This is a genomic window from Vibrio sp. Y58_MX_L22, from assembly GCF_024181865.1.
Taxonomy (GTDB): domain Bacteria; phylum Pseudomonadota; class Gammaproteobacteria; order Enterobacterales; family Vibrionaceae; genus Vibrio; species Vibrio alginolyticus.
In genome coordinates, this window is the sequence record NZ_JAMZAN010000003.1 from 73,843 (window position 1) to 100,767 (window position 26,925).

A 26,925-nucleotide genomic window follows, 5' to 3' on the forward strand; every position below is an offset into this window, starting at 1 on the left:
TTCTGCCCACTTTCTTTAAAAAAACGAGCTCAAATACTGCTTATTAAGCGTTTGTTTTTAAGTAGTTTGTAATAGCTGTTAGCGCATCTTGGCCATCTACCGTTTTCACGCCCTCTAGCCACGCTTCAATTTGCTCTTGGTTTGCATTCAACCATGCTTGCGCTGCTTTTGATGGCTTTTGTTTCTGGTTAAGAATCGCTTCCATCAGTTCATTTTCCATTTCTAGGTTAAACTCTAGATTTTTCACTAGCTGACCTACATTTGGACACTCAGCGAGGTAATTTTTACGTACGTTTGTGTAGACGTTCGCGCCGCCGTAGTTAGGACCGAAGAAGTCATCGCCACCCGCTAGATATTCCATTTCAACGTTACTATTCATTGGGTGCGGCGCCCAACCTAGGTACACAATCCATTGATTGCGGCGTGCGGCACGTGATACTTGAGACACCATGCCAGCTTCACTGGACTCAACTAGGCTGAAATCTTTTAGGCCGAATGCGTTGCTATCAATCATTGACTGAATTAAGCGGTTGCCATCGTTTCCTGGTTCAATGCCGTAAATGCGGTCTTTAAATTTGTCGGCATGTTTTACTAGGTCAGCGAAGTTGGTTACGCCTGCGTCATAAACGTATTTTGGAACAGCTAGCGTGTACTTTGCGCCAACGAGGTTCGCGCGTACGGTTTCAACAGTACCTGCATCACGGTATTTCGCGATATCACCTTCCATCGTTGGCATCCAGTTACCTAAGAAAATGTCGATATCGCCATTAGCCATAGAGGAGTAAGTTACAGGCACAGACAGAAGATCAGTCTTCGTTTTGTACCCCAACCCTTTAAGTAACTCTGATGTAACGGCAGTGGTCGCAGTGATGTCAGTCCAACCTACATCTGCGAAACGAACCGTTTCACATTGGTTGGCGTAAGCGCCTGTTGCTAAAGTACTTAGTGCAATTGTTGAGAAGATTTTTGTCATCTTAGACATGTTGAATTCCTTGTAATGATTACTGACTTTTTCATTTTATGAGATCGAATCGAGATCTCTTTTTGGCGGATGCATTCGTTGCATCTCTTGCCAGTCCGGTGCAATCCAAACTGGTACGTTGTTCGACGTTTCTAGGGCGTTATCCAAAATCATATCCGCGGCGCGTTCTGCCACCATAATCGTTGGCGCATTTAAATTACCGTTCGGAATGGTTGGGAAAATAGAAGAGTCCACCACACGCAAGCCTTGAATACCGCGTACTTGGCATCGCTCATTTAAGACGGCTAATGGGTCATTATCTGCGCCCATTTTGCAGGTACAAGATGGATGGTAAGCACTCTCGACGTTTTGCTTCACCCATTCATCAATCTGTTCATCCGTTGTGATGTTCAGACCGGGTTGGATCTCATCCCCACGAAACTCATCCATGGCTGGCTGATTGAGGATCTCGCGAGTAAGGCGAATACAATCACGCCAATCCTGCTTATCTTGTTCAGTGGAAATGTAGTTAAACTCAATCTTCGGCTTATCATTCGGATTCGCAGAGACAACTTCGACCGACCCGCGACTTTCTGGCTTGTTAGGTCCAACGTGCACTTGGAAACCATGACCATCAAAAGCAGCTTGCCCGTCATAACGCATTGCCGCTGGCAAGAAGTGATATTGAATATTTGGCCACTTTAGCCCTTCTCGAGAGCGGATAAATGCACACGATTCAAAGTGGTTAGTCGCACCAAGGCCTTTGCGAGTTAATATCCACTCAGTGCCAATCAAGCCCTTGCTCACCAAACCTAATTTGCTGTTGAGCGTGATAGGTTGTTTACAGTGATATTGGAAGTACACTTCTAAGTGATCTTGCAGGTTTTTACCTACTCCCTCCAACGAGTGTTTCACCTCAATGCCCGCTTTTTCTAATACTGCCTTAGGGCCAATGCCTGAAAGCTGCAACAGCTGAACGGAGCCAACCGAACCCGCACTCGAAATCACTTCATTATTCGCAAAACATTGCTGAATTGAACCTGACTTTTCAAATTCAACGCCTACCGCTTTCTTTCCTTCTGCACCAGTTTCTTCTAATAAAACTCGATGAACCGTCACCCTCTTCATTAGGGTGAAGTTTTTGCGTTTTTTAGCACGGCTTAAGTATGCATTAGAGGTCGAAGCGCGTACGCCTTTGTCGACGGTCATATGCATTGGGCCAAAGCCCTCTTGCTGATAACCGTTGTAATCTTTTGTTTCTGGGTAGCCCGCTTCTTTGCCTGCATCAATAAAAGCTTGGTACAGCGGGTTGAGCTTCATATCGTTGCCGTTACATGTGCCGACTGGACCGTGATCACCCCGATATTCATCAGCACCACCAATCCAAGACTCTGCTTTACGGAAATAAGGCAAACACGACTGATAATTCCAGCCTTTCGCGCCTTCCTCTTCCCACTGGTCAAAGTCACAAGCGTGTCCGCGAACGTAAACCATGCCGTTGATAGATGAGCTACCGCCCAGAACTTTTCCGCGAGGACAATGAAGTTGGCGACCATCCAACCCTTGCTCTTCAACCGTCTCAAACTGCCACGCGTATTTTTCAGTGTTCATCGGGTAAGAAAGCGCTGTTGGCATTTGGATAAAAATACTTTTATCCGACCCACCCGCTTCGAGTAATAGGACCGAATTTTGACCACTTTCACTTAAGCGATCCGCTAACACACAGCCGGCCGAACCCGCACCGACGATGATGTAATCGTAGTGTTGTTGCATTTTTATTCTCCTAGGAGTTAATACTCATCACCGTAGATAAGTGAACGAAATTAGCGTAGGAAAAATGCTTGAGAACAAGGCGGAAATTTTGATAAGTAGTTAACCTACAATCAAAATTGACAACGTAGTTATCGAGCATTTTAACAAGCTAAAGTGGTCAGTTATCTACTATGAGTAGTATCATTTGTAAGGGCTTTCGAAGTCGCTTAGCTGAACCAGAACACTCTTCGTTTGTGTGTAATGTTTAAGGGTTTCGACTCCGTTTTCACGGCCAACACCTGATTGCTTGTAGCCGCCAACTGGCATTTCCGCAGGTGAGTCACCCCATGTGTTCACCCAACAAATACCCGCTTGAACTTGATGGATCACACGGTGCGCACGAGATAGGTTTTGAGTAAATACACCTGCCGCTAAGCCATAATCGGTGCCATTTGCACGCGCAATCACTTCCGACTCATCGCGGAATTTCAGAACTGACATTACCGGGCCAAAGATTTCTTGTTGAACGTGGCTCATGTCATCATCGCAATCGACAAATACGGTTGGAGCAACAAAGTTACCATTAGCTAGGCCATTGTCTGTTACTTTGTAGCCGCCAGTCAGTAACGTCGCGCCACTCGCTTTCGCGGCTTCAATCGCTCCTAGAACTTTCGATTCATGATCTTTAGAGATTAGCGCGCCAATTTGCGTGTTCTCATCAAGCGGATCGCCGACGACTAACAACTCGGTTCGGGCTTTAAGCTGTGCGATAAAGTCGTCATAAATACCTTCATGGACAAATACACGTGTACCGTGCGTACAAACCTCACCTTGGGTGTAGAAGTTCGCCACCATGGCCGCAGAAACGGCATCGTTTAACTTCGCATCATCAAAAATAATCAGTGGAGACTTACCACCAAGCTCCATCGTTACTTGTTTTAGTGTCTTAGCGCTGTCACTCATGACGACTTTACCGGTGCCTGACTCACCCGTGAATGACACTTTTGCGATATCAGGATGCGCCGTTAGCATCTGTCCTACTCGGTAATCCCCTTGCACGACATTAAATACGCCATCTGGCATGCCCGCTTCTGAATAAATTTCGGCGAGCTTAAGCGCCGTTAATGGTGTTTCTTCTGATGGCTTGAAGATCATTGCGTTGCCCGCAGCCAGTGCTGGCGCCGATTTCCACATCGCAATTTGAATTGGATAATTCCAAGCGCCAATACCCGCGCAAATGCCCAATGGCTCACGACGTGTATAGAAAAACTGATCGTCGCTGAGCGGCTGCTGTTCACCTTGTAGACTTGGAGCAAGGCCAGCGTAGTACTCAAGAACATCGGCACCTGTTGTGACATCAACCGCGATAGCTTCTTGAATGGGCTTACCAGTATCTGCCACTTCCAATGCAGCCAACTCGTCATTACGCTCACGTAAAATGGCAACGGCTTTGTGTAAAATACGGCTGCGCTCAATCGCAGTCATCGCCGACCATGCAGCAAAACCTTTTTTTGCCGATTCAATCGCTGCTTGAAGATCGTCTTGGTTCGCTTGTTTAATGTTGGCCAATGGCTCACCATTCGCCGGATTGTAAGTGGTGAAGTGTTCATCTGAACACCCGTCGTACATCGCACCATTGATATAGTGTGCTTTCATTTCCATTTTGAAGACCTGTAACTTTTATATTTTTTCAGAATAAAACGTAAGTTGTTTTTCGAGATAATCGTTGATGATGATTCTCGCTCTTTCTGCATCAATGCCTTGCGGGTTGAGCGTTCCGCGCAGCCAAATTCCATCAATAAGTGATGCAATACCATGAGCAACCAATTCAGCCTGCTCTGCATTTAATAATGCTTTGAGTTCTTTTCTTAGGTGGGACAATAGACGTCGTTCGTTGACACGCTGTAAACGCTTGAGCTGCTCGTCATGCATTGAGTACGACCAAAACGCCAGCCAAGTCTTAGCAACTTGGTTTTCTGCCTGATAGCCGACAAAGTTACCGTCAATGATTGCATTAATTCTTTGGTGATGAGCATCACTTGGCAGCTCACGTAACTTCTGTGTGATAGTGGACGAAAGCTGACGCAAGATTTCTCGCATCGTTTCCTCCAGCAATCCGTGCTTACCACCGAAATAGTGGTTGATAATCCCCGTTGATACACCGGCTTCTTTGCTGATTAACGAAATACTCGCCGCGTGTAAACCGACTCTATCAATCACTGACATTGTCGCTTTCACAAGCTGCGGTTTTCTGATTTCAGGCATCCCCACCTTTGGCATTTTGCGTCCCTGTTATTTTTAATTGAACGGTTAGTTAAATATAAAATGCCTGAAAATTAATTCGAACTCAAATTATTTTTAAAGAAAAATGTTAGTAAAAAAGGATGAAAAGTTGAGGGTGTACGAAAAATCGCTCGGTAAGAACTTGTCGGGATAACTAGATTTCAGTTTAAGAACAAACAAACAAGAAAAACAAAATCAAACACTTAACTCTTTCTCTATTTTTAAAACGATGATGAACGAGTTGATTTTTGAACAACAAAAATCTGTGCCACAAAAAATTTATATCGACCACTAATCATTTCACCTGTACACGGTTTATTTGTACAAAGAATAGACACACTAGTTTGTTATAGTTTTGTAGACACAACTGGCATTCGCACTTTGAAGGTGAAGGAGGCAAAAAGAGAGGTTATGTTGAACGCCATGAATATGCGATTCGATATCCTTAAGCCATTTTTAAGTAATATCGCCAAGTGACTTTAAGATGTTAGATTCAGCGTTTTATATTCGAAGCAAGGATCTCAAAGTCACTTGGCTATCAAAGTAAATGGGAGGGATAAGTTCAGATTCATCGTGCGATGAGCCTGAACTCTTGATTTCTGTTACGCTAGCGAGCGACCTTTCACGCAGTTGCGTCCGTTCGCTTTCGCTTGATAAAGCAATTTATCGGCCTGATCGCAAAGTGATTTAAAGCTCATCTCATTATCTTCAGTGGTAACGACTCCAAAACTACAGGTCACTCTCACTTCTTCTTTCTGTTCCGTAACAAAGCCATGTAGGGATAAAGCGCTACGTAAACGTTCGGCAGTAATAAGGGCGTTTTCATGGTCTGTATTGGGCATAACAACAACAAACTCTTCACCACCAAAGCGAGCAACAATGTCGTTTTCACGTACAGTTTCCTCCAACACTTTGGCAACGCCCGTTAGTACGGTATCTCCAAACACATGCCCATAGGTATCATTTACCTGCTTGAAATAATCCACATCGATTAACGCTAAAGTTACTGGCCCCGATTGTGGTTTATTTGGCACCATTTTCTGTTTATCGAGTTTGCTATCTACCCATTTATTTAAAGCTAGATAACCGTACTTAACTTGCTCGACTTGCTCAAAAACAAAGTGTTGTATTTTTTCTTGCTTAGATTGAGGTACCGGTTTCTCTTTTCGCTCACGCCTCACTTCTACTGGCATAGTGAACCAGTCCTCTAAAAAACGGCGATTGAACAACCCTGTCAATGTGTCTGTCTTTGCGAGGCGACGCATTCTCAAACGCGAGCGATTGACGACGAGAAATACTACCGCCATCAAAAATAGAACACCGATGAGCGCAAGTAGCGCTTCACCCAATAAGTAAAAAGTACGACGGTTATTTTCTAGCTCCATACGCTGCAAAACATTGTTCCAGTTGAGATCTTCGTTCTCATATTCAAGTCGTTCCAACTCAAATAACGTCTGCTGGCGCTCAAGATTTTCAACTTCTCTTTGATTGCTAAATTGGATAAATTTATCGTGATAGTTACCGTAAGTTTCGAATGCTAGTTTAAAGTCATTGCTTCCCGCATAGGCCATAGCGGCGACTTTTAGTAGCTCCATTTGCTGTTGCTTGACGTATCGACTCTCTATAGTCTCCGGCAGCATTGGCGCGATCATCGCTAAAAGTATTTCAAATTGCTGCTGCTCTAACATATATTCGGCTTGTAACAACTTAAATGTTGCCAAATACGCGCTAGACGTTTCTCTGTACTGTAAATTCTCCGCCAGCTTCAAGTGATTAACCATCTTCTTTTCTTGTTTCGTCTCGCGATATAAAGCTGCAAGTTCAAGGTTAACTCGAAATCTAAAGCGTCCATCACCGATAATTTGAGCCAGCTTTAACGCTCGCTGATATGACGCTATCGCCTCTTCGTATTGGAACTGTGCTTTATGAAGTTTCGCTATCGTCAAAACGCTCAACAACTCATTGAACGACATACGCCTATCCCTAAAATAGCGATATGCTTGTTCCAAAAGCGCCTCAGATCGGTCGTAACCCTGAATTTTGACAAGTACGTCACCTAGCTCTAGTGCTGCACGTTCGACCAGCCCGTGAACACCTGAAGATTCAGCCGCATCCATGGACGACATAAGTGCAGCATAGGATTTTTTAAACTCACCTTGCTCATCGTAATAGCGTCCTTTTAGCAACAGGATTTCTGATTCAAGTTGCTTATCACCATTCTCACGCGATGTTTCCAACAAGCTATCCAACGCAGAAAGCGCGGTATCGATATCGCTCTTTCCAACCATAGTTCGCATCTGAATCAACTTAAACAGGAGATACTCATGGCTCTGTGGACGTACAAGCTCCAATCCTTTTTGAACGACACTCTGACTATCTTCTACGCGCCCTAGCAGCTCTAAAACCGTGGCCTTGGCAAGCCAGTAACGCACCAACAGCGCTGTTGGTTGGTTTTGTAGTAAAGACTCTTCTTCTAACGCTTCAATCAAAGCTAAAGAACTCTGAGGTAATGCGTAAATTTGATTTTCGATGCCTTCTAACGACTGTAAAAACTTACCTTCCTGTTCCACCTTTTCTGTGGAGGCCTGAACAGAAAAACACAGACACCCCAATAATAGCGGCATCGTCCTAAGCGAATGAAATAGTGACATTATTGCTCTTCCCTAATGGGTAGTTACTTCAGTGTAATTGAGAATTCTGATTATTTATTATTAAGACAACTGAAGGTTATTCAGTCAGCCTCATATTCCCATGTATTTTGCGCTGAATAATAAATCACCATCTTTAGATGCCGAAATAGTTTTCGGTTACAATATGACCAATAAGAGTGTTTTTTACACACCAAGAATGACGATCTCGTTAGTGAGACAAAAGATCGTCTTAGTTGTGAGTTAATACATTTACATGACAAGCAATATAGAACTAACCATTCACATTAGAAATAGAATCAATTTTTATACCGTTCGATGAGATAGCAGTCGACCATGCATCCAATACATTTTTCAGATAGAAGCAATAAAAGAAAGAAGAAAGTGGAAGGAAGCGGACAATCAAACTCGCTCCCCTTTTTTATGTTGCAGAGGGGGTTACATTCGCATTCCGCCATCGACTTCGAACACTCGTCCGGTCACGAATTCGTTGGTTAACACGTATTTTATGGTCGATGAAATTTCATCCGCCAAACCTAAACGTCCAACCGGAATCATTCCGATTAAACGTTCCATCGCTTCAGGTTTTATTTGGTCTGTCATGGCAGTTTTGATGACACCCGGAGCAATCGCCACTGAGCGAATTCCGAAACGCCCTAACTCTTTCGCCCACACCGTTGCCATGGTGGCTACCGCCGCTTTAGATGCTGAATAGTTGGTTTGACCAATATTCCCGGCACGCGCAACGCTGGATATGTTGATCAGAACCCCTTTGCTATCGGTGTTCAGCATTACCTTGCTCGCTTCACGGCCACACAGGAAAGTGCCTGTTACATTCACATCTAGAACAGACTGAAATTGTTCCAGCGACATCGTGTTAACCTGACCATCTTTGACTTTAATGAACATACCATCACGCATAATACCTGCGTTATTGATAACGCCATTGAGCTGCTTGAAATCTGCCTCAATTTGCTCAAAAGCAGTGCATACCTGCTGTTCGTCAGTCACGTTCGTCACATAAAAACGAGCGGTAACGCCGAGAGATTCACATTCCGCTTTCGTTTCAGCCAGTTGCTCTGAATTGAGGTCGATAAGCGCAAGATGAACGCCATTTTCCGCCAGTGACAGTGCCATTTGTTTACCCAGCCCCTGCCCTGCCCCCGTGATCGCAATGACCTTATTTGCTAACTCCATAAGCGCTCCTTAGGCCTGATTTTGCTTTTGGTAGAACTCAAACAAGCTTGAAAAATCTTTTTGCCCGTTGCCCTGACCGTTGTGAAAATTAAACAGATTACGAGCCAAGCTGCCCATTGGCGTTGAGGTTTGACAGGCAACCGCCGCTTCCATCGCAAGACCCAGATCTTTAGCCATTAACTGGCTCATAAAGCCGCCTTGATAACCATTGCTTGCAGGCGTATTTTCCATCACACCTGGACAAGGGTTATAAAGCTCTAGCGCCCAGTTACGTCCTGAACTTTGCAACATGATGTCGGAAAGCACTTTGGGATCGAGTCCGTTTTCCATCCCTAAATTGAGTGCTTCACAGGTGCCGCTCATCAAAATGCCCAACATCATGTTATTGCAGATCTTCGCCACCTGACCAGCTCCAGCATCGCCTGCATGGAAGATGTTTTTACCCATGTGGCTAAGCACCGCTTTGGCTTGAACAAAGTTCTCTTGTGAGCCGCCAACAATGAAAGTTAACGTACCTGCTGCTGCGCCCGCAACGCCACCAGATACTGGTGCATCAACAAAACTGATACCAAGTTGCGATGCTTTTTCGCCAACCAAACGAGCAGTCGTAGGATCGATGGTGGAAGAATCAATCAGCAAGGTACCTGATTCGACGCTATCTAAGATGCCATCTTGACCAAGATAAACGCTTTGAACGTGTTGGCTCGCTGGCAGCATAGTGACAACCACGTCAACACCTTGTACTGCCTGCTGAACGGAATCGGCACTTGAAGCGCCCAATGCGGTCAACTCCTCAACTGCGTTTGGGTTCAAATCAAATACTTCGACGTTCAAGCCCGCTTTGAGTAGATTCTTAGCCATAGGCGCACCCATGTTACCAAGGCCAATAAATGCAATTTTGTCCATATCGTATTTCTTCCTTGTACTAAAGTGCCGCTATAGCTACCGACGATGCGGTCAGTGGGTATTCTGCTGAGTCAATTGGCGAGAAGAAGCGCTCCAAAACTTGTGGCGTTATGTCAGAAACCGTGCGATGTTGCCAAGTCGGTTGATTGGTTTTATCAATAATCAGCGCACGAACCCCTTCTCTAAAATCACCTTCTAAGCCACAACGTAGTGTTAGGTTAAATTCCATATCAAAACACGCTTTCAAAGAGAGGTTTTGATACTGCGTTAACTGCTGATAAGTGATACTGAGCGACAACGGACTGCCATAGTTCAGTGACTTCTGCGCATTGACGAACCACTTGTTATCAACGTTAGCACGGCTGATTGCATCAACAATTGACGCTAAGTCACCCGAACATAACTGCTCAATCAATTCCGCATAGGGCATCAACATCCCTTCGGTTGGCTCGTCCACGTGTACCGAACGCAGCGTAGTGGCGATTTTTTCGTTGATGTTCGCTTCACCTTTCCAACTTACCGATGCCAGCAGATCCAGCAGCACTTGCTTGTTTTCTGGCTGTGCAATCCATTGGCTTAACCCCAACGCTTTCATATCTGTTGCGTTAATTTGACAAGCCGTCAAACTTAAGAACAGTGCCAAATGTTTTGGCAACTGGTTTAGGAAGTACGTCGCACCTACATCTGGGTAAAGGCCAATTTTAATCTCTGGCATTGCAAAGCGTGTGGTGGTTTCTGCAACGCGATGGCTGGCACCCATAAACAGGCCAACTCCCCCGCCCATCAAATAACCATGTCCCCACGCGATGATCGGTTTTGGATAAGTATGAATAAGATGATCACAGCGATATTCGAGGTCAAAGAAGGTTTCCATCGCTGAAAACGCAGAATCAAAATCTTGCTCTTTGTTTTCAAGTGCACGGTAGATCGCTTGAATATCTCCGCCAGCACAAAACGCTTTTTCACCTTGAGCATGCAAGAATACCGCGACGACGCTGTCGTCCGTTTGCCATTCATTCAGCTGTTTGTACAACTTCTCAATCATCACGTAACTCAACGCGTTGAGAGCAGCTGGATTATCAAGCTCCAGCACACCAATAACAGAGCCATCAGCGCACTTAAGCTTTGAAACATTTACTGTACCTGTCATTTGGCCTCCGCTAGCTGTTTGTCCATTGTGGCTTGCGCTTTTGCAAAAACGCATTCACACCCTCAGTCTGATCTTGTGTATTGAACAGCTGTAAAAACAGTTCACGCTCTAAAACCAATCCAGCCGCGTGAGTTTGGCTGCGTCGACCTTGAATGAGCGTTTTGCACGCAGAAATGGATTTCGGTGATTGGCTCGCAACACGCTGTGCTAGCTCCATAGCCGCTTCGAGTGCTTGACCTTTCGCCACCACCTCTTCGACTAAACCAATTTTTTCCGCTCGCTCGGCCGTCACACGCTCGCCACACAGGATCATACGCTTCGCCCAACCTTCACCTACCAACGCGGTCAGGTTTTGCGTCCCTCCCGCACACGGCAACAAACCTACCGATGCTTCAGGAAGTGCCATTTGTACTTGTTCTTCTGCGATACGAATGTCACACGCCATCGCCACTTCCAGACCGCCGCCCATCGCATAGCCATTAATCGCTGCGATAGAAACCCCATCGAATGCAGACAGCGCTTCAAACGCTTCACCAAATGCGAACGCCATGTCTGCTGCTTGTGATTTATCACCCGATGCAAAGTTATTAAGATCTGCTCCAGCAGAAAAGAACTTCTCGCCTTCGCCTGTTAAAACCAACGCATAAATAGAGCGATCATTGCTAAGTTCAATCGCCAACTCTTTTAGCTGATTCAAAGACTCAAGTGTCCAAGTGTTCGCTGGCGGATTACTAATCGTGAGCTTGGCAATATGCGCTTCGCGCTCTAATTTGATTTGTGCCGTCATAATCTTTCAGTCCTTTTTAATTTCTTTGGGTAAGGCTGTGTCTCGCTGATTAAAGCAGCTCAACGCCTTCCGTTAGTAATCGTCTTGCGACGATCAGACGCATGATTTCGTTGGTACCTTCAAGAATTTGGTGAACACGAACGTCTCGGAAATGGCGCTCGACTGGATATTCTTTGATGTAGCCATAGCCACCGTGAATTTGCAGCGCCTGATCGCAGACTTTAAAGCCCACATCAGTAGCAAAGCGTTTTGCCATGGCACAGTACGCACTTTTTTCTGCGTGCTGGGCATCGAGTTTAGCGGCAGCGAGTCGCACCATTTGACGCGCAGCGACCAGCTCAGTCGCCATATCAGCAAGCTTGAACTGCAACGCTTGAAATTGCGCCAGTGAACGGCCGAACTGTTTGCGTTCGTTCATATATTGCTTGGCTTCGTTCAGTGCTTGTTGCGCAGTACCGACGGAACAAGTAGCGATATTGATTCGACCACCATCAAGGCCAAGCATGGCGAACTTAAAGCCTTCTCCCTCTTCACCCAACAGATAGTCAGCCGGAATGCGGACATTTTCGAAGGTAATCATGCGAGTTGGCTGGCAGTTCCAACCCATTTTGGCTTCTTTTTTACCGTAGCTAATGCCTTCGCAATCAGCAGGAACAACGAATGCAGAAACGCCACCCGCTCCTTCGCCGCACGAACGCGCCATCACGACAAGAACGTCCGTATCACCCGCACCAGAGATAAACACTTTTGCGCCATTCAGGACAAACTCATCGCCGTCACGCACTGCACTAGTCGTTAGAGAAGCGGCGTCAGAGCCGGCATTAGGTTCGGTTAAACAGTAGGAAGCGAGCTTTTCACCCGAAATTAGATCCGCGCTAAATTGCTGCGCCACTTCGGCTTTGGCAAAGCTGGTGATCATCCACGTCGCCATGTTGTGAATGGTCATAAACGCAGTAGTCGCGGTACAACCCATAGCCAACTGCTCGAAAATGATCGCCGCATCCAAACGAGATAACCCCAAGCCACCGTGCTCTGGTGGCGTGTAGATACTCAAAAAGCCCAGCTCACCCGCCTGACGCAGTACATCTTTAGGGAAGTGATGGTTTTCATCCCACTCGGCCGCGTGCGGCGCTAACATTTGGTCTGCAAACTGCTTTGCTACTTCGGCAAACGCGAGTTGATCTTCGTTTAATTCAAAATCCATCTTGAAGTCCTAAGGTCTAATTCGTTGCATTTGTATCCGAGCCAAGCCCTCTAAAAGGATGAAGGGCTTGGCTAGAGGTGTCGCTAATCCAGTAATTAGCTAAGTTGAATAGTCATGTTTGGACCGCTTGGAATGTCATCTTCAAACCAACGCGCGGTGACAGTTTTCGTCTCGGTGTAGAAGCGAACCGCTTGTTTACCGTAAGCATGCAGGTCGCCGTAGAAGCTGCCTTTCCACCCAGTAAACGAAAAGAACGGCAATGGCACCGGAATCGGTACGTTGATTCCTACGTTACCTACTTCGATATTGTGTTGATACTTTCTCGCGGCAGCGCCGTTCGCCGTGAAAATAGACGTACCATTACCAAAGCGGTTTGCATTGATCAGTTCAATCGCTTCATCTAGGTCATCCACTTCCATAGTTAACAGTACAGGCCCGAAAATTTCTTCCTGATAAATCGACATGTCTGTGGTCACGTTAGTAAACAGTGTTGGCCCCACCCAGTTACCGTTCGGGAAGCCAGGTACTTGGCAGTCTGTCCCGTCCAGAACACAATTCGCGCCTGACGCTTTGCCTTCATTAATCAGATTCACCACTCGCTGCTTCGCTTGAGGGCTAATCAGTGGACCATAACCGGCGGTTTCATCATCCCACGCGCCAGGCTGAACCTGAGCTAACGCCTCTTTAAGCTCTGGAATCCATTCTTTGGTTTCGCCGACAAATACGGCAACCGAAATCGCCATACAGCGTTGGCCTGCTGCACCAACTGACGCGCCAACTAGGTTATTGATGACTTGCTGTTTGTTTGCATCCGGCATGATGACCATGTGGTTCTTAGCACCTGCAAATGACTGCACGCGTTTCAGGTTGTCTGTACCTGTTTTGTAGATGTACTCACCAACGGGCACAGAGCCAACAAAAGAGATCGCACGAACAGCTGGATCAGTCAGAATGCGGTCGACTTGCTCTTTGGTCCCGTGAACAACTTGCAATACGCCTTTTGGTGCGCCAGCTTGTTCAAACAGCTCCGCCAGTTTCATTGCCGTTAGTGGCACTTGCTCTGACGGCTTCAAAACAAAGGTGTTGCCACAAGCGATCGCCATCGGGAACATCCACAATGGAATCATCGCAGGGAAGTTAAACGGTGTAATGCCAGCACAAACGCCGAGCGGTTGAATGTAAGAGTAACCATCAATATTGGTCGCGACGTTCTCAACCGTTTCGCCCATCATTGAGCTACAAATGTTCGCCGCTTGTTCTACGACTTCAATCCCACGCCAAATGTCACCCTTTGCATCCGCGAGGGTTTTGCCTGTCTCACTTGAAAGCAGTATCGCCAACTCATCGTGTTGCTCTTTTAACAGATGTTGGTAGCGCAACATCAATCTAGCACGCTCCGGCGCTGCAACTTCTTTCCAGCGTTTGAACGTTTCTGTTGCGCTGGCAATCGCCGCATTCATTTCCGATTCCGTGGCACAAGGTACTTGTGCAATCACTTCGTTGGTTGCCGGGTTGGTTACATCTAGCCATTGTTTTGAATCGGAGATGGCAAATTCACCACCGATATACTGCTTTACTTGTTCTGTCATGATGACATCCTTGTATTTTTCAGCTTGTTACTGACTACTGTTATGTAAGTGAAACTTTGTTGAGAGTGATTTAGCAGATTTCAATCGCGATAGCGGTAGCTTCGCCGCCGCCAATACAAAGCGATGCAACGCCACGCTTACCACCAGTTTGTTTTAGCGCATGAATCAAAGTGACAAGGATTCGATTGCCACTTGCGCCTATTGGATGCCCCAGCGCACACGCCCCTCCGCGAGGGTTCACTTTGCTCTCGTCCAGTTCGAGAGCTTTCACCGCGTATTGAGTCACGACAGCAAAAGCTTCATTGATTTCCCAAAGGTCCACGTCTGATTTGTCCCAGCCCGTTTTTTCCAGCAGCGATTCAATCGCGAAGACTGGTGCGATGGTGAACTCATCAGGCTGTCTTGCATGCGTGCTGTACGCGACAATTTTGGCTAGAGGCTGAAGGTTTTCCTGACGACCAAACTCACTATCGACTAAGATCATTGCCGACGCACCATCCGAAATGGAACTAGAGTTTGCTGCGGTTACGCCGCCATCTTTGGCAAACGCAGGGCGTAAGGTAGGAATTTTAGTGACGTCGAGTTTGCTCGGTTGCTCATCATCTACAACCAAGGTTTCGCCGCGCCGACTTTTTACGTTAACAGGCACGATCTCTTCTTTGAACAAACCTTGCTCGATTGCTTGCTGCGCACGAGTCACCGACTGCTGCGCCCAGGCATCCATACTTTCACGGCTGAACTGATACTTTTGCGCCGTCTGTTCTGCAAAGACACCCATCAGCTCGCCTTGGTAGGCATCCTGCAAACCGTCATAAAACATGTGATCAAGCACTTGCTCGTGACCTAAACGGAAACCATCACGCGCTTTCTTTAATAGATAAGGAGAAGACGACATGTTTTCCATGCCACCAGCGATGACAGCATGCGCATTACCAGATTGAATAAGGTCATATGCCAGCATCACGGTTTTCATACCCGATCCACAAACTTTGTTCAGTGTCGTACAACCAATCGATTGTGGCATTTCAGCTTTAAGGCTTGCTTGTCTTGCAGGCGCTTGCCCCACACCGGCGGGTAAAACGCACCCCATCAACACTTCGTCTATTTTGTGCACATCGAGTTGGCTTTCGGCTAGCGCCCCTTGAATGGCTTTCGCACCGAGTTCCGTGACATCTGTTGAAGCTAATGCACCTTGAAAAGAGCCGATAGGCGTTCGCTTAGCGGCAACAATCCATGTTTCATTTTTCATTCCATTAACCTTTTGTTGACGTTTACGTCATAACTATACTAACATTTACGTTAACGTCAAGTTTGAGATTATTGTTTGTTCGAGTGATTCTTTGATTTCGAGTAAATGCGAGTGATATCAAGGCTCAAGAGTGGATGTTGTTTGTTTACTTTAACGTTAACGAATTGTATATTCATGTAAATGTTATACGAAAGTCGTAAGGTTAAGGAATGAACACATTTAAGATCAGCGAGCTCGCGAAAGAGTTCGACATTACTACTCGAAGCATTCGCTTCTACGAAGATTTAGGTCTCCTAACTCCAGAACGTAAAGGCAACACTCGAATCTACAATGGTCGTGATCGAATTCGACTAAAACTGATTTTGCGAGGTAAGCGATTGGGCTTTTCTCTTGCAGATATCAAAGAGTTATTTGAACTCTACGATACCGATCAAAGTACTGAGCAGTTGAACTATATGATTCGGTTGATCGAAGAGAAGAAGGCAGCATTGCAACAGCAAGCAAACGACATTCAAGCGGTAATGATGGAGTTAAATGCTGCGCAGTTGCGATGCCAAAACACACTGAGATCCATGAAAGGCGAAAAAGTCACCTAACACCTCAACTCTGGGATGTAGGTGACGTAAAGGCAAGGACACGCAATGAAATCTACCTACTCTTCCCTGAACTTTGTTTATGACGAAAATACCGATTTGCTTCGCGAGCAAATCAATAGTTTTGCTGCAAGAGAAATTGCGCCGCTAGCGCAATCTATCGACCAAACTAACGACTTTCCAAACCATCTTTGGTCCAAATTAGGTGACATGGGTCTTTTAGGTGTGACCACCAGCGAAGAGTTTGGTGGTGCAGGCATGGGCTATCTCGCCCACGTTATCGCTATGGAAGAAATCAGCCGAGCATCCGCTTCGGTTGCGTTAAGTTACGGCGCCCACTCCAACCTTTGCGTCAACCAAATCCACCGTAACGGCACACAAGCGCAAAAAGAGAAATACCTACCTAAGCTCATCTCCGGTGAACATATCGGCGCCCTTGCTATGAGTGAACCCGGCGCCGGCTCTGATGTGGTCTCTATGCAGCTTAAAGCCGAACGTAAAGGCGATATTTTCCTGCTAAACGGCAACAAAATGTGGATCACCAACGGCCCTGATGCACACACCTATGTTGTCTACGCAAAAACCGACCCAAGCCAGCACTCCAAAGGCATCACGGCATTTATTGTGGAACGCGGATTCCCTGGATTTACTCAAGCACAAAAACTCGACAAGTTGGGTATGCGCGGCTCGAATACGTGTGAGCTGGTCTTCCAAAACTGCGAAGTCCCTGCGGAAAACATTCTCGGCGAAGAAAACCAAGGCGTGAAAGTATTGATGAGCGGCCTCGACTACGAGCGTGTGGTGCTTGCAGGCGGCCCACTTGGCATCATGCAGGCGTGTATGGATATCGTTGTGCCTTACATTCACGACCGTAAACAGTTCGGTAAATCCATCGGTGAATTCCAGCTAGTTCAAGCAAAAATCGCGGATATGTACACACAAATGAATGCCGCTAAAGCGTATGTTTACGCCGTCGCTGCCGCTTGTGATCGTGGTGAAACCACACGTAAAGATTCTGCTGGCGCGATCCTCTACAGCGCAGAGCTGGCAACCAAGATGGCACTGGATGCGATTCAACTACTTGGCGGTAACGGCTACATCAACGAGTTTGATACGGGCCGTTTGTTGCGAGATGCCAAGCTGTATGAAATCGGTGCGGGCACTTCAGAAATTCGCCGCATGCTTATTGGTCGCGAATTGTTTAACGAAAGCGCCTAATCAACATACCTAGGCGTTCTGAATCTAAATAAATTCCTTATTCAACCTAAATCTTATTCAACATAGATAAAGGCGGGTGGTGTCACCCGTCTACCGAATGGAGATCGGCTATTTATGGCTTGTTTGACGACCAATATTAATACCCACTCAGAGCAGTATCAGGAAAACTACCGCTCTATGGCGTCACTTGTAGATCAACTTTATACCGTGACTGCCCAAATAGAAGATGGTGGTGGTGAGAAAGCCCGCGAGCATCAGCAGAAGAAAGGCAAACTTCCGGTACGTGAGCGCATTCTTGCCCTCCTCGATCCCGGTTCATCCTTCTTAGAAATTGGCCAGTTCGCGGGTTGGGATGTGTATCCAGATTACGTTCCATGCGCGGGCGTAGTAGCGGGTGTTGGCGTAATTGACGGCACCGAGTGCATGATCGTCGCCAATGACGTGACGGTAAAAGGCGGCAGTTACTACCCACTTACGGTGAAAAAACACTTACGCGCACAAGAAATTGCAAAAAAATGCCAACTGCCGTGTGTTTACTTAGTCGATTCTGGCGGCGCTAACCTACCCCGCCAAGATGAGGTCTTCCCAGACAAAGACCACTTCGGTCGTATTTTCTATAACCAAGCCCGAATGTCAGCCAAGGGTATCCCGCAAATCGCTGTGGTCATGGGGCTATGTACCGCTGGCGGCGCTTATGTTCCTGCGATGTGTGATGTTTCCATCATAGTCAAAGAACAAGGTACGATTTTCTTGGCAGGTCCACCTCTTGTAAAAGCAGCGACAGGTGAAGAAGTCAGCGCGGAAGATCTTGGTGGCGCAGACGTTCACTGTCGCACCTCTGGTGTGGCGGACTATTACGCAGAAAATGATCACCACGCGTTAGAGTTGGCAAGACAAGCGGTTTCACAAATCAACCACTTGAAACCCGTTCAACTCAAGCAAAAAGCACCTCAGGAACCACGTTTTCCTGCCCAAGAGCTGTACGGCATCGTCGGAACCGATCTTAAAAAGCCGTTTGATGTTAAAGAGGTCATTGCCCGAATTGTTGATGATTCCCAGTTCGATGAATTTAAAGCCTTGTTCGGCGAAACCTTGGTCTGTGGCTTTGCCCATATTCACGGTATGCCGATTGGCATTGTCGCTAACAACGGCATTCTATTTTCGGAATCAGCACAAAAAGGCGCGCATTTTATTGAGCTGTGCGCACAACGCAAAATTCCTCTGCTCTTCTTGCAGAACATCACGGGCTTTATGGTCGGTCAGAAGTACGAAGCCGAAGGCATCGCCAAACATGGTGCGAAAATGGTAACTGCTGTTGCGTGTGCAGACGTGCCGAAGTTTACCGTGGTTATTGGTGGATCGTATGGCGCAGGAAACTACGGCATGTGTGGCCGCGCTTATGATCCAACCATGATGTGGATGTGGCCAAACGCGCGCATCTCCGTCATGGGTGGAGAGCAAGCGGCTGGCGTGATGGCGCAAGTGACCCGCGATATCAAAACTCGCAAAGGTGAAAGCTGGAGCGTAGAGGAAGAAGAAGCGTTCAAACGTCCAATTGCGGAGCAATATCAGACTCAAAGCCATGCATACTACGCCAGTGCACGCCTGTGGGACGACGGCATTATTGACCCTGCGAAAACCCGTGATGTTGTCGGCATTGCTCTGTCTGCTGCGCTTAATGCGCCAATACCAGACAGTAAATTTGGCATCTTCCGCATGTAGCCGGATGCAAGGCAAACCTTAACTCCTCGCGAATACCGATGTTTAAAAAGTAATGGTTAGCGAGCATTGAAATACAGACTGAAATGTCAGACAAAGGAAGTCACATGACCGGACTACTGCTTGAAAAAGACAGCAATGGCGTTGCTTGGTTGAGCCTCAATCGACCAGAGAAACACAACGCGTTTAATGATGAATTAATTGCTTCACTTATCGACACCTTGGAAAAACTTGAGAGAGACAACTCTCTACGTGCATTGGTACTAACGGCGCAAGGTAAACACTTTTCTGCGGGTGCGGATCTTGGCTGGATGCAGTCAATGGCCACCAAAACCGAGGGGGAAAACCTGCAAGATGCACAGCAGTTAGCGTTGCTCTTGCACAAACTGGATACCTTTAGCAAACCAACCATTGCTATGGTGCATGGCGCTGCATTTGGCGGCGCACTTGGGCTTATCTGCTGCTGCGATATCGCTATCGGTACACCTGAAAGCCGCTTCTGTTTGAGTGAAGTGAAACTCGGTTTGTTACCCGCGACAATCGGACCCTACGTCATTCGAGCGATTGGACAACGACAAAGCCGACGCTACTTTTTAACCGCGGAACTGATTGATGCCGAAACCGCACTATCGATGAGTATTCTTCATCAGATAGACTCTCAACCACGTGAAGCCGTCAATCGCACCATTGATCACCTGCTCAACAACGGTCCACAAGCCATGCAGGCTGCAAAAGCACTTTGTTTACGCTGTGATAACCAACCTATCGATCATTCATTAATTGAATACACCAGCCAAGCTATTGCAACCGCTCGCGTGTCCAGTGAAGGACAAGAAGGACTAGCTGCATTTTTTGAAAAGCGCGCCGCCAATTGGAGGAATCATGTTTAAAAGAATACTGATCGCAAACCGCGGTGAAATTGCCTGCCGAATCATTAAAACCGCAAAAAGCATGGCTATAGAGACGGTTGCCGTCTATTCCGAAGCGGATCGCAGCAGCTTACATGTTAAACAAGCGGATTTCGCTGAATTCATTGGCCCCGCTCCGGCGAGTGAATCGTATCTCGATATCGATGCGATTATCGGTGCTGCGAAAAAATGGCAAGCCGATGCTATCCACCCTGGGTATGGTTTTCTTTCCGAGAACCCGAAACTGGCGAAAACGTGCAGCGAAAATGGCATCGCCTTTATTGGCCCTTCCACCAGCGCAATTGAGGCAATGGGTTCTAAATCTCAAGCCAAGGCAATCATGTCAGAGGCGAACGTGCCCTTGGTTCCCGGCTATCACGGCACAGACAACAGCGTAGAGCACTTATTAGCGGAAGCTGAAAAAATCGGTTACCCAGTGATGCTTAAAGCAACCCAAGGGGGCGGCGGTAAAGGCATGCGAGTGGTCAATAGCGCAGCCGAAATGCCTCTGGCCATCGACGGTGCGCAGCGTGAAGCACTTTCAAGCTTTGGCGATAAGCAGCTTCTAATCGAAAAATGTATATTGCAGCCTCGCCACGTTGAAGTTCAGGTATTTGCTGACCAACATGGCAACTGTGTCTATCTTTCTGATCGCGATTGCTCCATTCAACGCCGTCACCAAAAAGTAGTCGAAGAAGCACCAGCTCCCGGTCTTAGTGATGAACTGCGTAAACAAATGGGTGAAGCTGCGGTTCAGGCCGCTCAAGCGATCGACTATGTTGGCGCGGGCACGGTGGAGTTCTTGCTCGATAGCCGCGGTGAGTTTTACTTCATGGAAATGAATACTCGTCTGCAAGTTGAACACCCTGTTACTGAATTGATCACCGGCGTTGATTTGGTGGAGTGGCAATTAAAAGTCGCAGCTGGCGAGCATTTACCTATTTCGCAATCTGAAATCACCCACAACGGTCATTCAATTGAGCTGCGAATTTACGCAGAAGATACAGACAATGACTTTATGCCGTCGACTGGCCGCATTGACTACTTAAAAGAACCCGTATCAGACAGTAGTGTGCGCCTAGCGTGCGTACGCGTTGATAGTGGTGTTACCCAAGGCGATAGCATCAGCGAATATTACGATCCAATGATCAGCAAACTGATCGTCTGGGGGCAAACTCGTGATATCGCTCTAAAGCAGATTAAGCAGGCGTTAACTCAATATCACGTACGTGGAGTAACGACAAACATTGGTTATCTGCACAGTATTATTTCGCAGCCAGCCTTTGCCGAGATTGAGCTCGATACAGGTTTCCTCGTAACACATCAACAAGGCATAAATGAGCAGCAAGACGTGTCGGATTCAATCTGGCTTACATTGGCGGCGGTTGCTCGTTGGAATGATCTCATTTCAAAATCAGACAGCTCAACGTTACCCGCGCCAACCAAACGAGGTTTTAGACTGTCAGTTGACAACGTTTACCGATTTAACTTCACGGATGCCAATGCCAACCATCAGGCACGTTTGCAACAATCATCGCAAGATACAGGATCTCACTTCACTGTCCGATGCGGTGAGGAGTTGCATCAGGTCATCCTGCTTGAAAGTGACAACCAGTTTATCGTCGATATTGATAATGTGCGTTACACCTTTAATGCACTTAGCAACGAACAAAAGACAACACTATTTTATCTTGGTCAGCAGCGCACGTTCGCTCATCAACCTAACTTTGACTCTGCAAAAGATGTAGATGATGAACTAAGTCCAACCGCACCACTCAACGGCATAATTTCAGCAGTTATGGTGGCTAAAGGTGACGAAGTGGCGGCGGGCGATCCGCTTTTGGTACTCGAAGCAATGAAAATGGAATACACCATCACGGCTCCGGTAGCAGCAAAAGTCGACGAATTGTTTTATCAGCACGGGGACCAAGTACAGCACGGTTCCATCCTGCTGAATTTGGCTTTGATATCGGATAACGTCAGTGAAGATAAGGAGCGCGAATATGCTACCAGCGAAGGTTAATATCGTCGAAGTCGGCGCTCGTGATGGTCTGCAAAATGAAACGTCAGTGACGCTGGTTGATAAAATCCGTTTGATTAACCAACTAAGCAGCAGTGGCTTAAAGCATATTGAGGCGGGATCTTTCGTCTCTCCAAGGTGGGTGCCTCAAATGGCCGATTCCGATCAGGTGTTCGCTGGTATCTCAAAAAAGCCTGACGTGGTTTATAGCGCGCTCACACCAAATCTCGCAGGGTTAGAACGTGCGCTGGAAAGCGGTGTAAAACGAATTGCGGTGTTTGGCTCCGCTTCAGAAACGTTCAGCCAGAAGAACATCAACTGCAACATTGCGGAGAGCCTTGCCCGTTTTGAACCCGTTATCGAATTGGCGAACCAGCATAACATTCCTGTACGCGGGTACTTGTCTTGTACCATGGTGTGCCCATATGAGGGAGTAATCAAGCCAGAGCAAACTACCAAGGTCGCCAATACGTTGTTTGATATGGGATGTTATGAGATTTCGCTCGGTGATACTGTCGGTAAAGCAACGCCTAATCGCGTTATCGCCATGCTGGATTCGTTGTTAACGCTACTGCCAAAAGACGCGCTCGCAGTACATTTTCATGACACTTATGGGCAAGCTTTAGCCAATATTTACCAAGCCTTGTTAATGGGCATCAACACCATTGATAGTGCGGTTGCTGGTTTGGGCGGCTGCCCTTACGCGAAAGGTGCCAGTGGCAATGTTGCAACGGAAGATGTACTTTATCTGTGTGAGCAACTTGGGATTGAAACGGGCGTTGACCTTAGCGTCATCAATGAAGCGGGTTGGCAAATTTGCCGTGCGTTAGGAAAACCTCCAGCTTCTAGGGTCGCATTGGCTCTAGGCGATCCGTATAGCTTGTAAATCATCAACCATCATAATCAAATAATGTATTTAAACGGGCATGCAGACGTACGTGCCCGTTTTTTATTGTTACTCATAAAAACCTTAACGCTCAACGGTCTTCATCACATTAATTAGTGCCTGATTTCAGCTACAATTTAGTTTCAAAGCGAACATATAAAACAGGATCAGGTAAATGCTCATAACATTTCGTTGTCGAAGCCACTCAAACGTCACAATGTTTGGTGATATTGCATTAGATATGCTCAAAATGATGGGTCACAGCGGCACTGTGCCGGGATCAATTTCCGCTCAAGATGTTCCTGACGCGCTATCAAGATTAACTTCTGCTCTATCGGCGAAAAATGCAGCTGAAGAAAACCTCCCTACTGATGTAGACGAAGAGGAAGAACAAGCAGAGCCCGCGGTAAGCCTAGGACGCAGAGCTTTTCCACTGATTGAGTTGCTAAAATCAGCAATCAAAGAAGAATGCGAAGTCATGTGGGACAACCAATAACGCCTTCAAACTGGTTTCTAGCGAGGTGAATCCGTGTTGTGACCGCCTCGCTATGGTTACTCGACACCAAGATAAGAACACCAATACCGCTTATCGCCCTATCCGTTTCTCTCCCTAGACAACTTGATTTGCCCATCAATGTGCACATCTCGTTGTGGAAACGCGATTTCAATGCCGTGCTTTTCGAAAGCTTCGTAGATTTCAAAACGCATGGCACTTGCGACCGAGCGAATACCGCCCTCAACCGTTGAGTTAATCCAAAAATAAGATTCGAAGATCAAAGCATTGTCACCAAAGTCTTGAAAAAACACATCTGGCGCTGGCGAACTCAGAACTTGCGCTTGCTGCGAAGTCACTTCCGCCATTAAGGCAGCAACCTGTTTGACATCGCTCCCATACGCGACACCGACAACGACCGAGCCACGAACTAATCTGTCGCATAACGTCCAGTTGATCACCACGTTCTCAATCAATTGACTGTTGGGAATGAGCATGTGAACGCCATCGGTTCGCCTGATTCGCGTTGAACGTGTATTTATTTGCTCGACAGTGCCTTTGGCGCCCTCAACCTCTAAAAAGTCCCCAATTCGGATTGGCTTTTCACCAATCAAAATCCAGCCACTTATGAAGTTGTTAATGATGTTTTGCGCACCAAAACCGAAGCCGATAGCGATGGCACCAGACAGAAAGGCAAACGCGGTAATTGGCACATTGATCATCGAAAGTGTGGTCATAAAAATAATGGCGAGAGCGATGACAAATAATATCCGTTTAACCAAATGAATAACGTTTGGATCTTTCCCCGATGAGGACATTCTTGACGTAACGGTTTTGATTAAAATTTTGGACAACCATAAAGCGACAATCCCCCATGTCGGCACCATCAATATCGCCCACAACGTGATAGGTTGTTCGTTAAAGGTAAACAGTGTTGTTTCTAAAAATGAAATGACCCGTTCGAACATAAAGTGCTCACTCTTGATTCATCGTTGCCAGCAAGCCAGAGCGCATAAGTCATAAATTTTTGGATCAATCGATAGCGCAGCGGCTCAATTAAGTTCTTCTTATTAACTATATTGTAATCTACGTAAAACGCTTCGAGTGGTTTGCCACTTTGGCTTCAACCGATTAAGCCATTTAGGGACTACGTCTTTGTGTACTAAACGAGCCAATCAACCAACTGAATACGCAAGGCAAATCAGTGACAACTTTCTGATTTTTAAGCATCAAATTTTCACTTCGAATCACCTTCAATTATTATGCACCTTATTGCGAATAACATTGATGGAATGATTGTTATGTCAGAACTGACTCGGATGCGCTCTGGAGAAACCTATAATTGTCTGGATGAAGAACTAAAGCTAATGCGCGCCAAAACTGCGCAGCTTGTCTTCCAATTTAACTACGAGCCAAACCCAGATATCCGTAGACAACTATTGGCGGAAATGGGCGTCCAATTAAAAAACAGCGCCTGTATAGAGCCACCGCTTCAACTTACCTACGGTTGTCACTTGTCCATCGGAGAAAACACCTACATCAACTGGGATGCCATTATTCTGGACAATGGACAGGTTGAGGTTGGCGCGAACGTCATGATTGGGCCTAGAGTGCAAATTTACACAGCCGCTCATTCACTCGATACACAAAGACGCTTAGCCGGAGATGAGATCGCCAAACCGGTAAAAATCGGTAATAACGTTTGGATTGGTGGGGGCGCTATCATACTGCCAGGCGTGACCATTGGCGACCAGGCCATCGTTGGCGCTGGCTCTGTCGTAACCAAAGACGTTGTGCCGGGCGATCGAGTTGTCGGAAATCCGGCGCGCTCCATTAAACCAAAAAACTGAAGAAAGTCGCTATTTCGCCAAATGGTCGCGAATAATATTGGCAAGCAGAATGAGAGCATGAACGTATTTGTCATTGAGCTCAAAAGAAGCGTTAAGACGAATACAGTGATCGTATTGTTCTGTCAGGCTGAACATCTTTCCCGGTGCGATGCTGATATTACCTTTTAGTGCTTCTCGATATATTGGCAAGGCATCAATATGCTTGGGGAGCTCTAACCAAATAAAGTACCCGCCGCTTTGGCTTAACACGTTGACTGCTTCAGGTAACAGCTCACTGAGCAGACCCGTCATCTTACTTTTGCGTTCAAACAGCTTTTTCCGTAACTGCTTCAAATGCAATTCATAATTGCGGCTTGTTAAATAATGCACCAATGTCATTTGCACTGGTGCACTCGTCGCTAATGTACTCATTAGCTGTAACTTTTGTACCTCTAGCGCCCGCTTTCCCGCCGCAACCCAACCAATACGTAGCCCTGCGATTAATGATTTTGAAAACGAGGAGCACAACATGGTATTGCCCGTGTCATCAAACATTCTTAGTGGGTAAACCGAGTCATTCTCGGCATGCAGTTCGCTGTACACATCATCTTCAATCACTGGCACGTTATATCGCTGTGTCAGCTCAATCAGCTTTTGTTTTTTCTCGTTGGTGAGCGTAAAACCCAGAGGATTTTGGAAGTTCGACATCAGCCAACATGCTTTCACATCGTGTGTTTGCAGCGCTCGTTCCAATGAGTCTAGGTCAATGCCCGTGACTGGGTCTGTTCTTACTGAGAGCGCTTTCAAGCCTAACCGCTCTAAGGATTGCAAAGCACCATAAAATGCAGGCGACTCCACAACCACCCAATCTCCCGGTCTTGTGCAGGCTTGCAAACTGAGCGTTAACGCCTCCAGCGCGCCTGCCGTAATGACAATTTCATCGGGTGAAATTTCAATGCCTTTCGCAGCATAACGCTTCGCGATGATGGTGCGTAATTGTTCGTTTCCCGGCGGTAAGTTATCAAAGGTGGTGGAAATCGGCATATTGCGAGCGGCTGCGCTCATCGCCCGATTCACGTGATAGCGTGGATACAAACTTGGGTCTGGATAGGCAAAGCCAAAATTGATCATGGATGGATTTTTGCTCGCCTGCAGAACATCAAAGATAAACTCATTGATGTCTACCTGCTCTGTCCACGAAACTGCTGCTGGCGCTTGGGGTTCACTTGAACTCTTAATATTGGGCGCGACTCGATAACCAGAGCGCGGCTGTGACGTGACCCAGCCTTGAGATTCCAGAATTTGATACGCGTGCAACACCGTCATCAAGCTCAAACCCGAGTGTTCAGATTGGCGACGCAGCGAAGGCAGCTTGTCACCCGGATGCCATATCCCCGATTTTATCTGCCTTTTAAGCTGTTCCACTAACTCTTGATACTTCGCCAAACGCAAATCCCCTTCCATAAAGCCGAATTCAAAATAATAACACTTCAATATTTAATCTGTTATAGGTTTATAGTCACTGTCTGTACC

22 protein-coding genes are annotated in these 26,925 nt (G+C 46.7%); 8 read left to right on the top strand and 14 right to left on the bottom strand.

The window, feature by feature from the left end; genetic code table 11:
• Positions 1-43: 43 nt before the first annotated feature.
• The 12 genes from NL626_RS08180 to NL626_RS08235 all read right to left on the bottom strand — a co-directional run bounded on the left by NL626_RS08180 (position 44) and on the right by NL626_RS08235 (position 15,726).
• Positions 44-982 carry a choline ABC transporter substrate-binding protein gene (locus tag NL626_RS08180; protein WP_005382646.1) on the bottom strand — a complete coding sequence of 313 codons (939 nt, stop codon included), beginning with the start codon at positions 980-982 and terminating at the stop codon, positions 44-46.
• A gap of 36 nt (positions 983-1,018) precedes the next feature.
• The gene (gene betA, locus NL626_RS08185; protein WP_005373209.1) at positions 1,019-2,734 is read right to left on the bottom strand and encodes a choline dehydrogenase; all 1,716 of its coding nucleotides are present in this window, start codon (positions 2,732-2,734) and stop codon (positions 1,019-1,021) included.
• 180 nt (positions 2,735-2,914) lie between these two features.
• A complete protein-coding gene (gene betB / locus NL626_RS08190; protein WP_064354705.1) occupies positions 2,915-4,375 on the bottom strand; it encodes a betaine-aldehyde dehydrogenase in 1,461 nt (486 codons plus the stop codon).
• Between the two features lie 18 nt (positions 4,376-4,393).
• The gene (gene betI, locus NL626_RS08195) at positions 4,394-4,993 is read right to left on the bottom strand and encodes a transcriptional regulator BetI (RefSeq protein WP_017820329.1); all 600 of its coding nucleotides are present in this window, start codon (positions 4,991-4,993) and stop codon (positions 4,394-4,396) included.
• A 605-nt stretch (positions 4,994-5,598) separates the two neighbouring features.
• Complete coding sequence (locus tag NL626_RS08200; protein ID WP_253657212.1) at positions 5,599-7,647, bottom strand: tetratricopeptide repeat-containing diguanylate cyclase; 2,049 nt, start codon at positions 7,645-7,647, stop codon at positions 5,599-5,601.
• Positions 7,648-8,082: 435 nt separating this feature from the next.
• Entirely contained in the window at positions 8,083-8,841 is a 759-nt protein-coding gene (locus tag NL626_RS08205; protein WP_033906450.1) for an SDR family oxidoreductase, read from the bottom strand.
• Positions 8,842-8,850: 9 nt separating this feature from the next.
• A complete protein-coding gene (gene mmsB / locus NL626_RS08210; RefSeq protein WP_253657213.1) occupies positions 8,851-9,747 on the bottom strand; it encodes a 3-hydroxyisobutyrate dehydrogenase in 897 nt (298 codons plus the stop codon).
• 19 nt (positions 9,748-9,766) lie between these two features.
• The gene (locus tag NL626_RS08215) at positions 9,767-10,897 is read right to left on the bottom strand and encodes an enoyl-CoA hydratase/isomerase family protein (protein ID WP_253657214.1); all 1,131 of its coding nucleotides are present in this window, start codon (positions 10,895-10,897) and stop codon (positions 9,767-9,769) included.
• A gap of 10 nt (positions 10,898-10,907) precedes the next feature.
• The gene (locus NL626_RS08220) at positions 10,908-11,684 is read right to left on the bottom strand and encodes an enoyl-CoA hydratase (RefSeq protein ID WP_239932186.1); all 777 of its coding nucleotides are present in this window, start codon (positions 11,682-11,684) and stop codon (positions 10,908-10,910) included.
• Between the two features lie 49 nt (positions 11,685-11,733).
• Positions 11,734-12,888, bottom strand: a complete 1,155-nt coding sequence (locus NL626_RS08225; RefSeq protein WP_005373226.1) for an acyl-CoA dehydrogenase family protein — start codon at positions 12,886-12,888, stop codon at positions 11,734-11,736.
• A gap of 95 nt (positions 12,889-12,983) precedes the next feature.
• The gene (locus NL626_RS08230; RefSeq protein ID WP_253657215.1) at positions 12,984-14,477 is read right to left on the bottom strand and encodes a CoA-acylating methylmalonate-semialdehyde dehydrogenase; all 1,494 of its coding nucleotides are present in this window, start codon (positions 14,475-14,477) and stop codon (positions 12,984-12,986) included.
• Positions 14,478-14,547: 70 nt separating this feature from the next.
• The gene (locus tag NL626_RS08235) at positions 14,548-15,726 is read right to left on the bottom strand and encodes a thiolase family protein (RefSeq protein WP_046264876.1); all 1,179 of its coding nucleotides are present in this window, start codon (positions 15,724-15,726) and stop codon (positions 14,548-14,550) included.
• A gap of 209 nt (positions 15,727-15,935) precedes the next feature.
• Between NL626_RS08235 and NL626_RS08240 the strand changes: the two genes are divergently transcribed.
• The 7 genes from NL626_RS08240 to NL626_RS08270 all read left to right on the top strand — a co-directional run bounded on the left by NL626_RS08240 (position 15,936) and on the right by NL626_RS08270 (position 23,566).
• Positions 15,936-16,322 (top strand): MerR family DNA-binding transcriptional regulator, encoded by a 387-nt coding sequence (locus NL626_RS08240; RefSeq protein WP_005373242.1) that lies wholly within the window; start codon positions 15,936-15,938, stop codon positions 16,320-16,322.
• Positions 16,323-16,367: 45 nt separating this feature from the next.
• Positions 16,368-17,537 (top strand): isovaleryl-CoA dehydrogenase, encoded by a 1,170-nt coding sequence (locus NL626_RS08245; RefSeq protein ID WP_005373245.1) that lies wholly within the window; start codon positions 16,368-16,370, stop codon positions 17,535-17,537.
• Positions 17,538-17,651: 114 nt separating this feature from the next.
• A complete protein-coding gene (locus tag NL626_RS08250) occupies positions 17,652-19,259 on the top strand; it encodes a carboxyl transferase domain-containing protein (RefSeq protein ID WP_213965457.1) in 1,608 nt (535 codons plus the stop codon).
• Between the two features lie 104 nt (positions 19,260-19,363).
• Positions 19,364-20,146 carry an enoyl-CoA hydratase-related protein gene (locus NL626_RS08255; protein WP_213899175.1) on the top strand — a complete coding sequence of 261 codons (783 nt, stop codon included), beginning with the start codon at positions 19,364-19,366 and terminating at the stop codon, positions 20,144-20,146.
• On the top strand, positions 20,139-22,187 hold the full coding sequence (locus NL626_RS08260) for an acetyl/propionyl/methylcrotonyl-CoA carboxylase subunit alpha (protein WP_253657216.1): 2,049 nt from the start codon (positions 20,139-20,141) through the stop codon (positions 22,185-22,187). The genes NL626_RS08255 and NL626_RS08260 overlap by 8 nt, the downstream gene beginning before the upstream one ends.
• A complete protein-coding gene (locus tag NL626_RS08265) occupies positions 22,168-23,070 on the top strand; it encodes a hydroxymethylglutaryl-CoA lyase (protein ID WP_253657217.1) in 903 nt (300 codons plus the stop codon). Before NL626_RS08260 ends, NL626_RS08265 begins: the two co-directional genes overlap by 20 nt.
• A 175-nt stretch (positions 23,071-23,245) precedes the next feature.
• Positions 23,246-23,566 (top strand): DUF1840 domain-containing protein, encoded by a 321-nt coding sequence (locus NL626_RS08270; protein WP_005373256.1) that lies wholly within the window; start codon positions 23,246-23,248, stop codon positions 23,564-23,566.
• A 98-nt stretch (positions 23,567-23,664) separates the two neighbouring features.
• On the opposite strand, the gene NL626_RS08275 is transcribed toward NL626_RS08270, so the two are convergent.
• On the bottom strand, positions 23,665-24,531 hold the full coding sequence (locus tag NL626_RS08275) for a mechanosensitive ion channel family protein (RefSeq protein WP_253657218.1): 867 nt from the start codon (positions 24,529-24,531) through the stop codon (positions 23,665-23,667).
• Positions 24,532-24,864: 333 nt separating this feature from the next.
• On the opposite strand from NL626_RS08275, the gene NL626_RS08280 reads away from it, so the two are divergent.
• Complete coding sequence (locus NL626_RS08280) at positions 24,865-25,413, top strand: sugar O-acetyltransferase (RefSeq protein WP_253657219.1); 549 nt, start codon at positions 24,865-24,867, stop codon at positions 25,411-25,413.
• Positions 25,414-25,422: 9 nt separating this feature from the next.
• Here NL626_RS08280 and NL626_RS08285 read toward each other — a convergent pair whose 3' ends face one another.
• A complete protein-coding gene (locus NL626_RS08285) occupies positions 25,423-26,856 on the bottom strand; it encodes a PLP-dependent aminotransferase family protein (RefSeq protein WP_301338844.1) in 1,434 nt (477 codons plus the stop codon).
• Positions 26,857-26,925 lie beyond the last annotated feature (69 nt).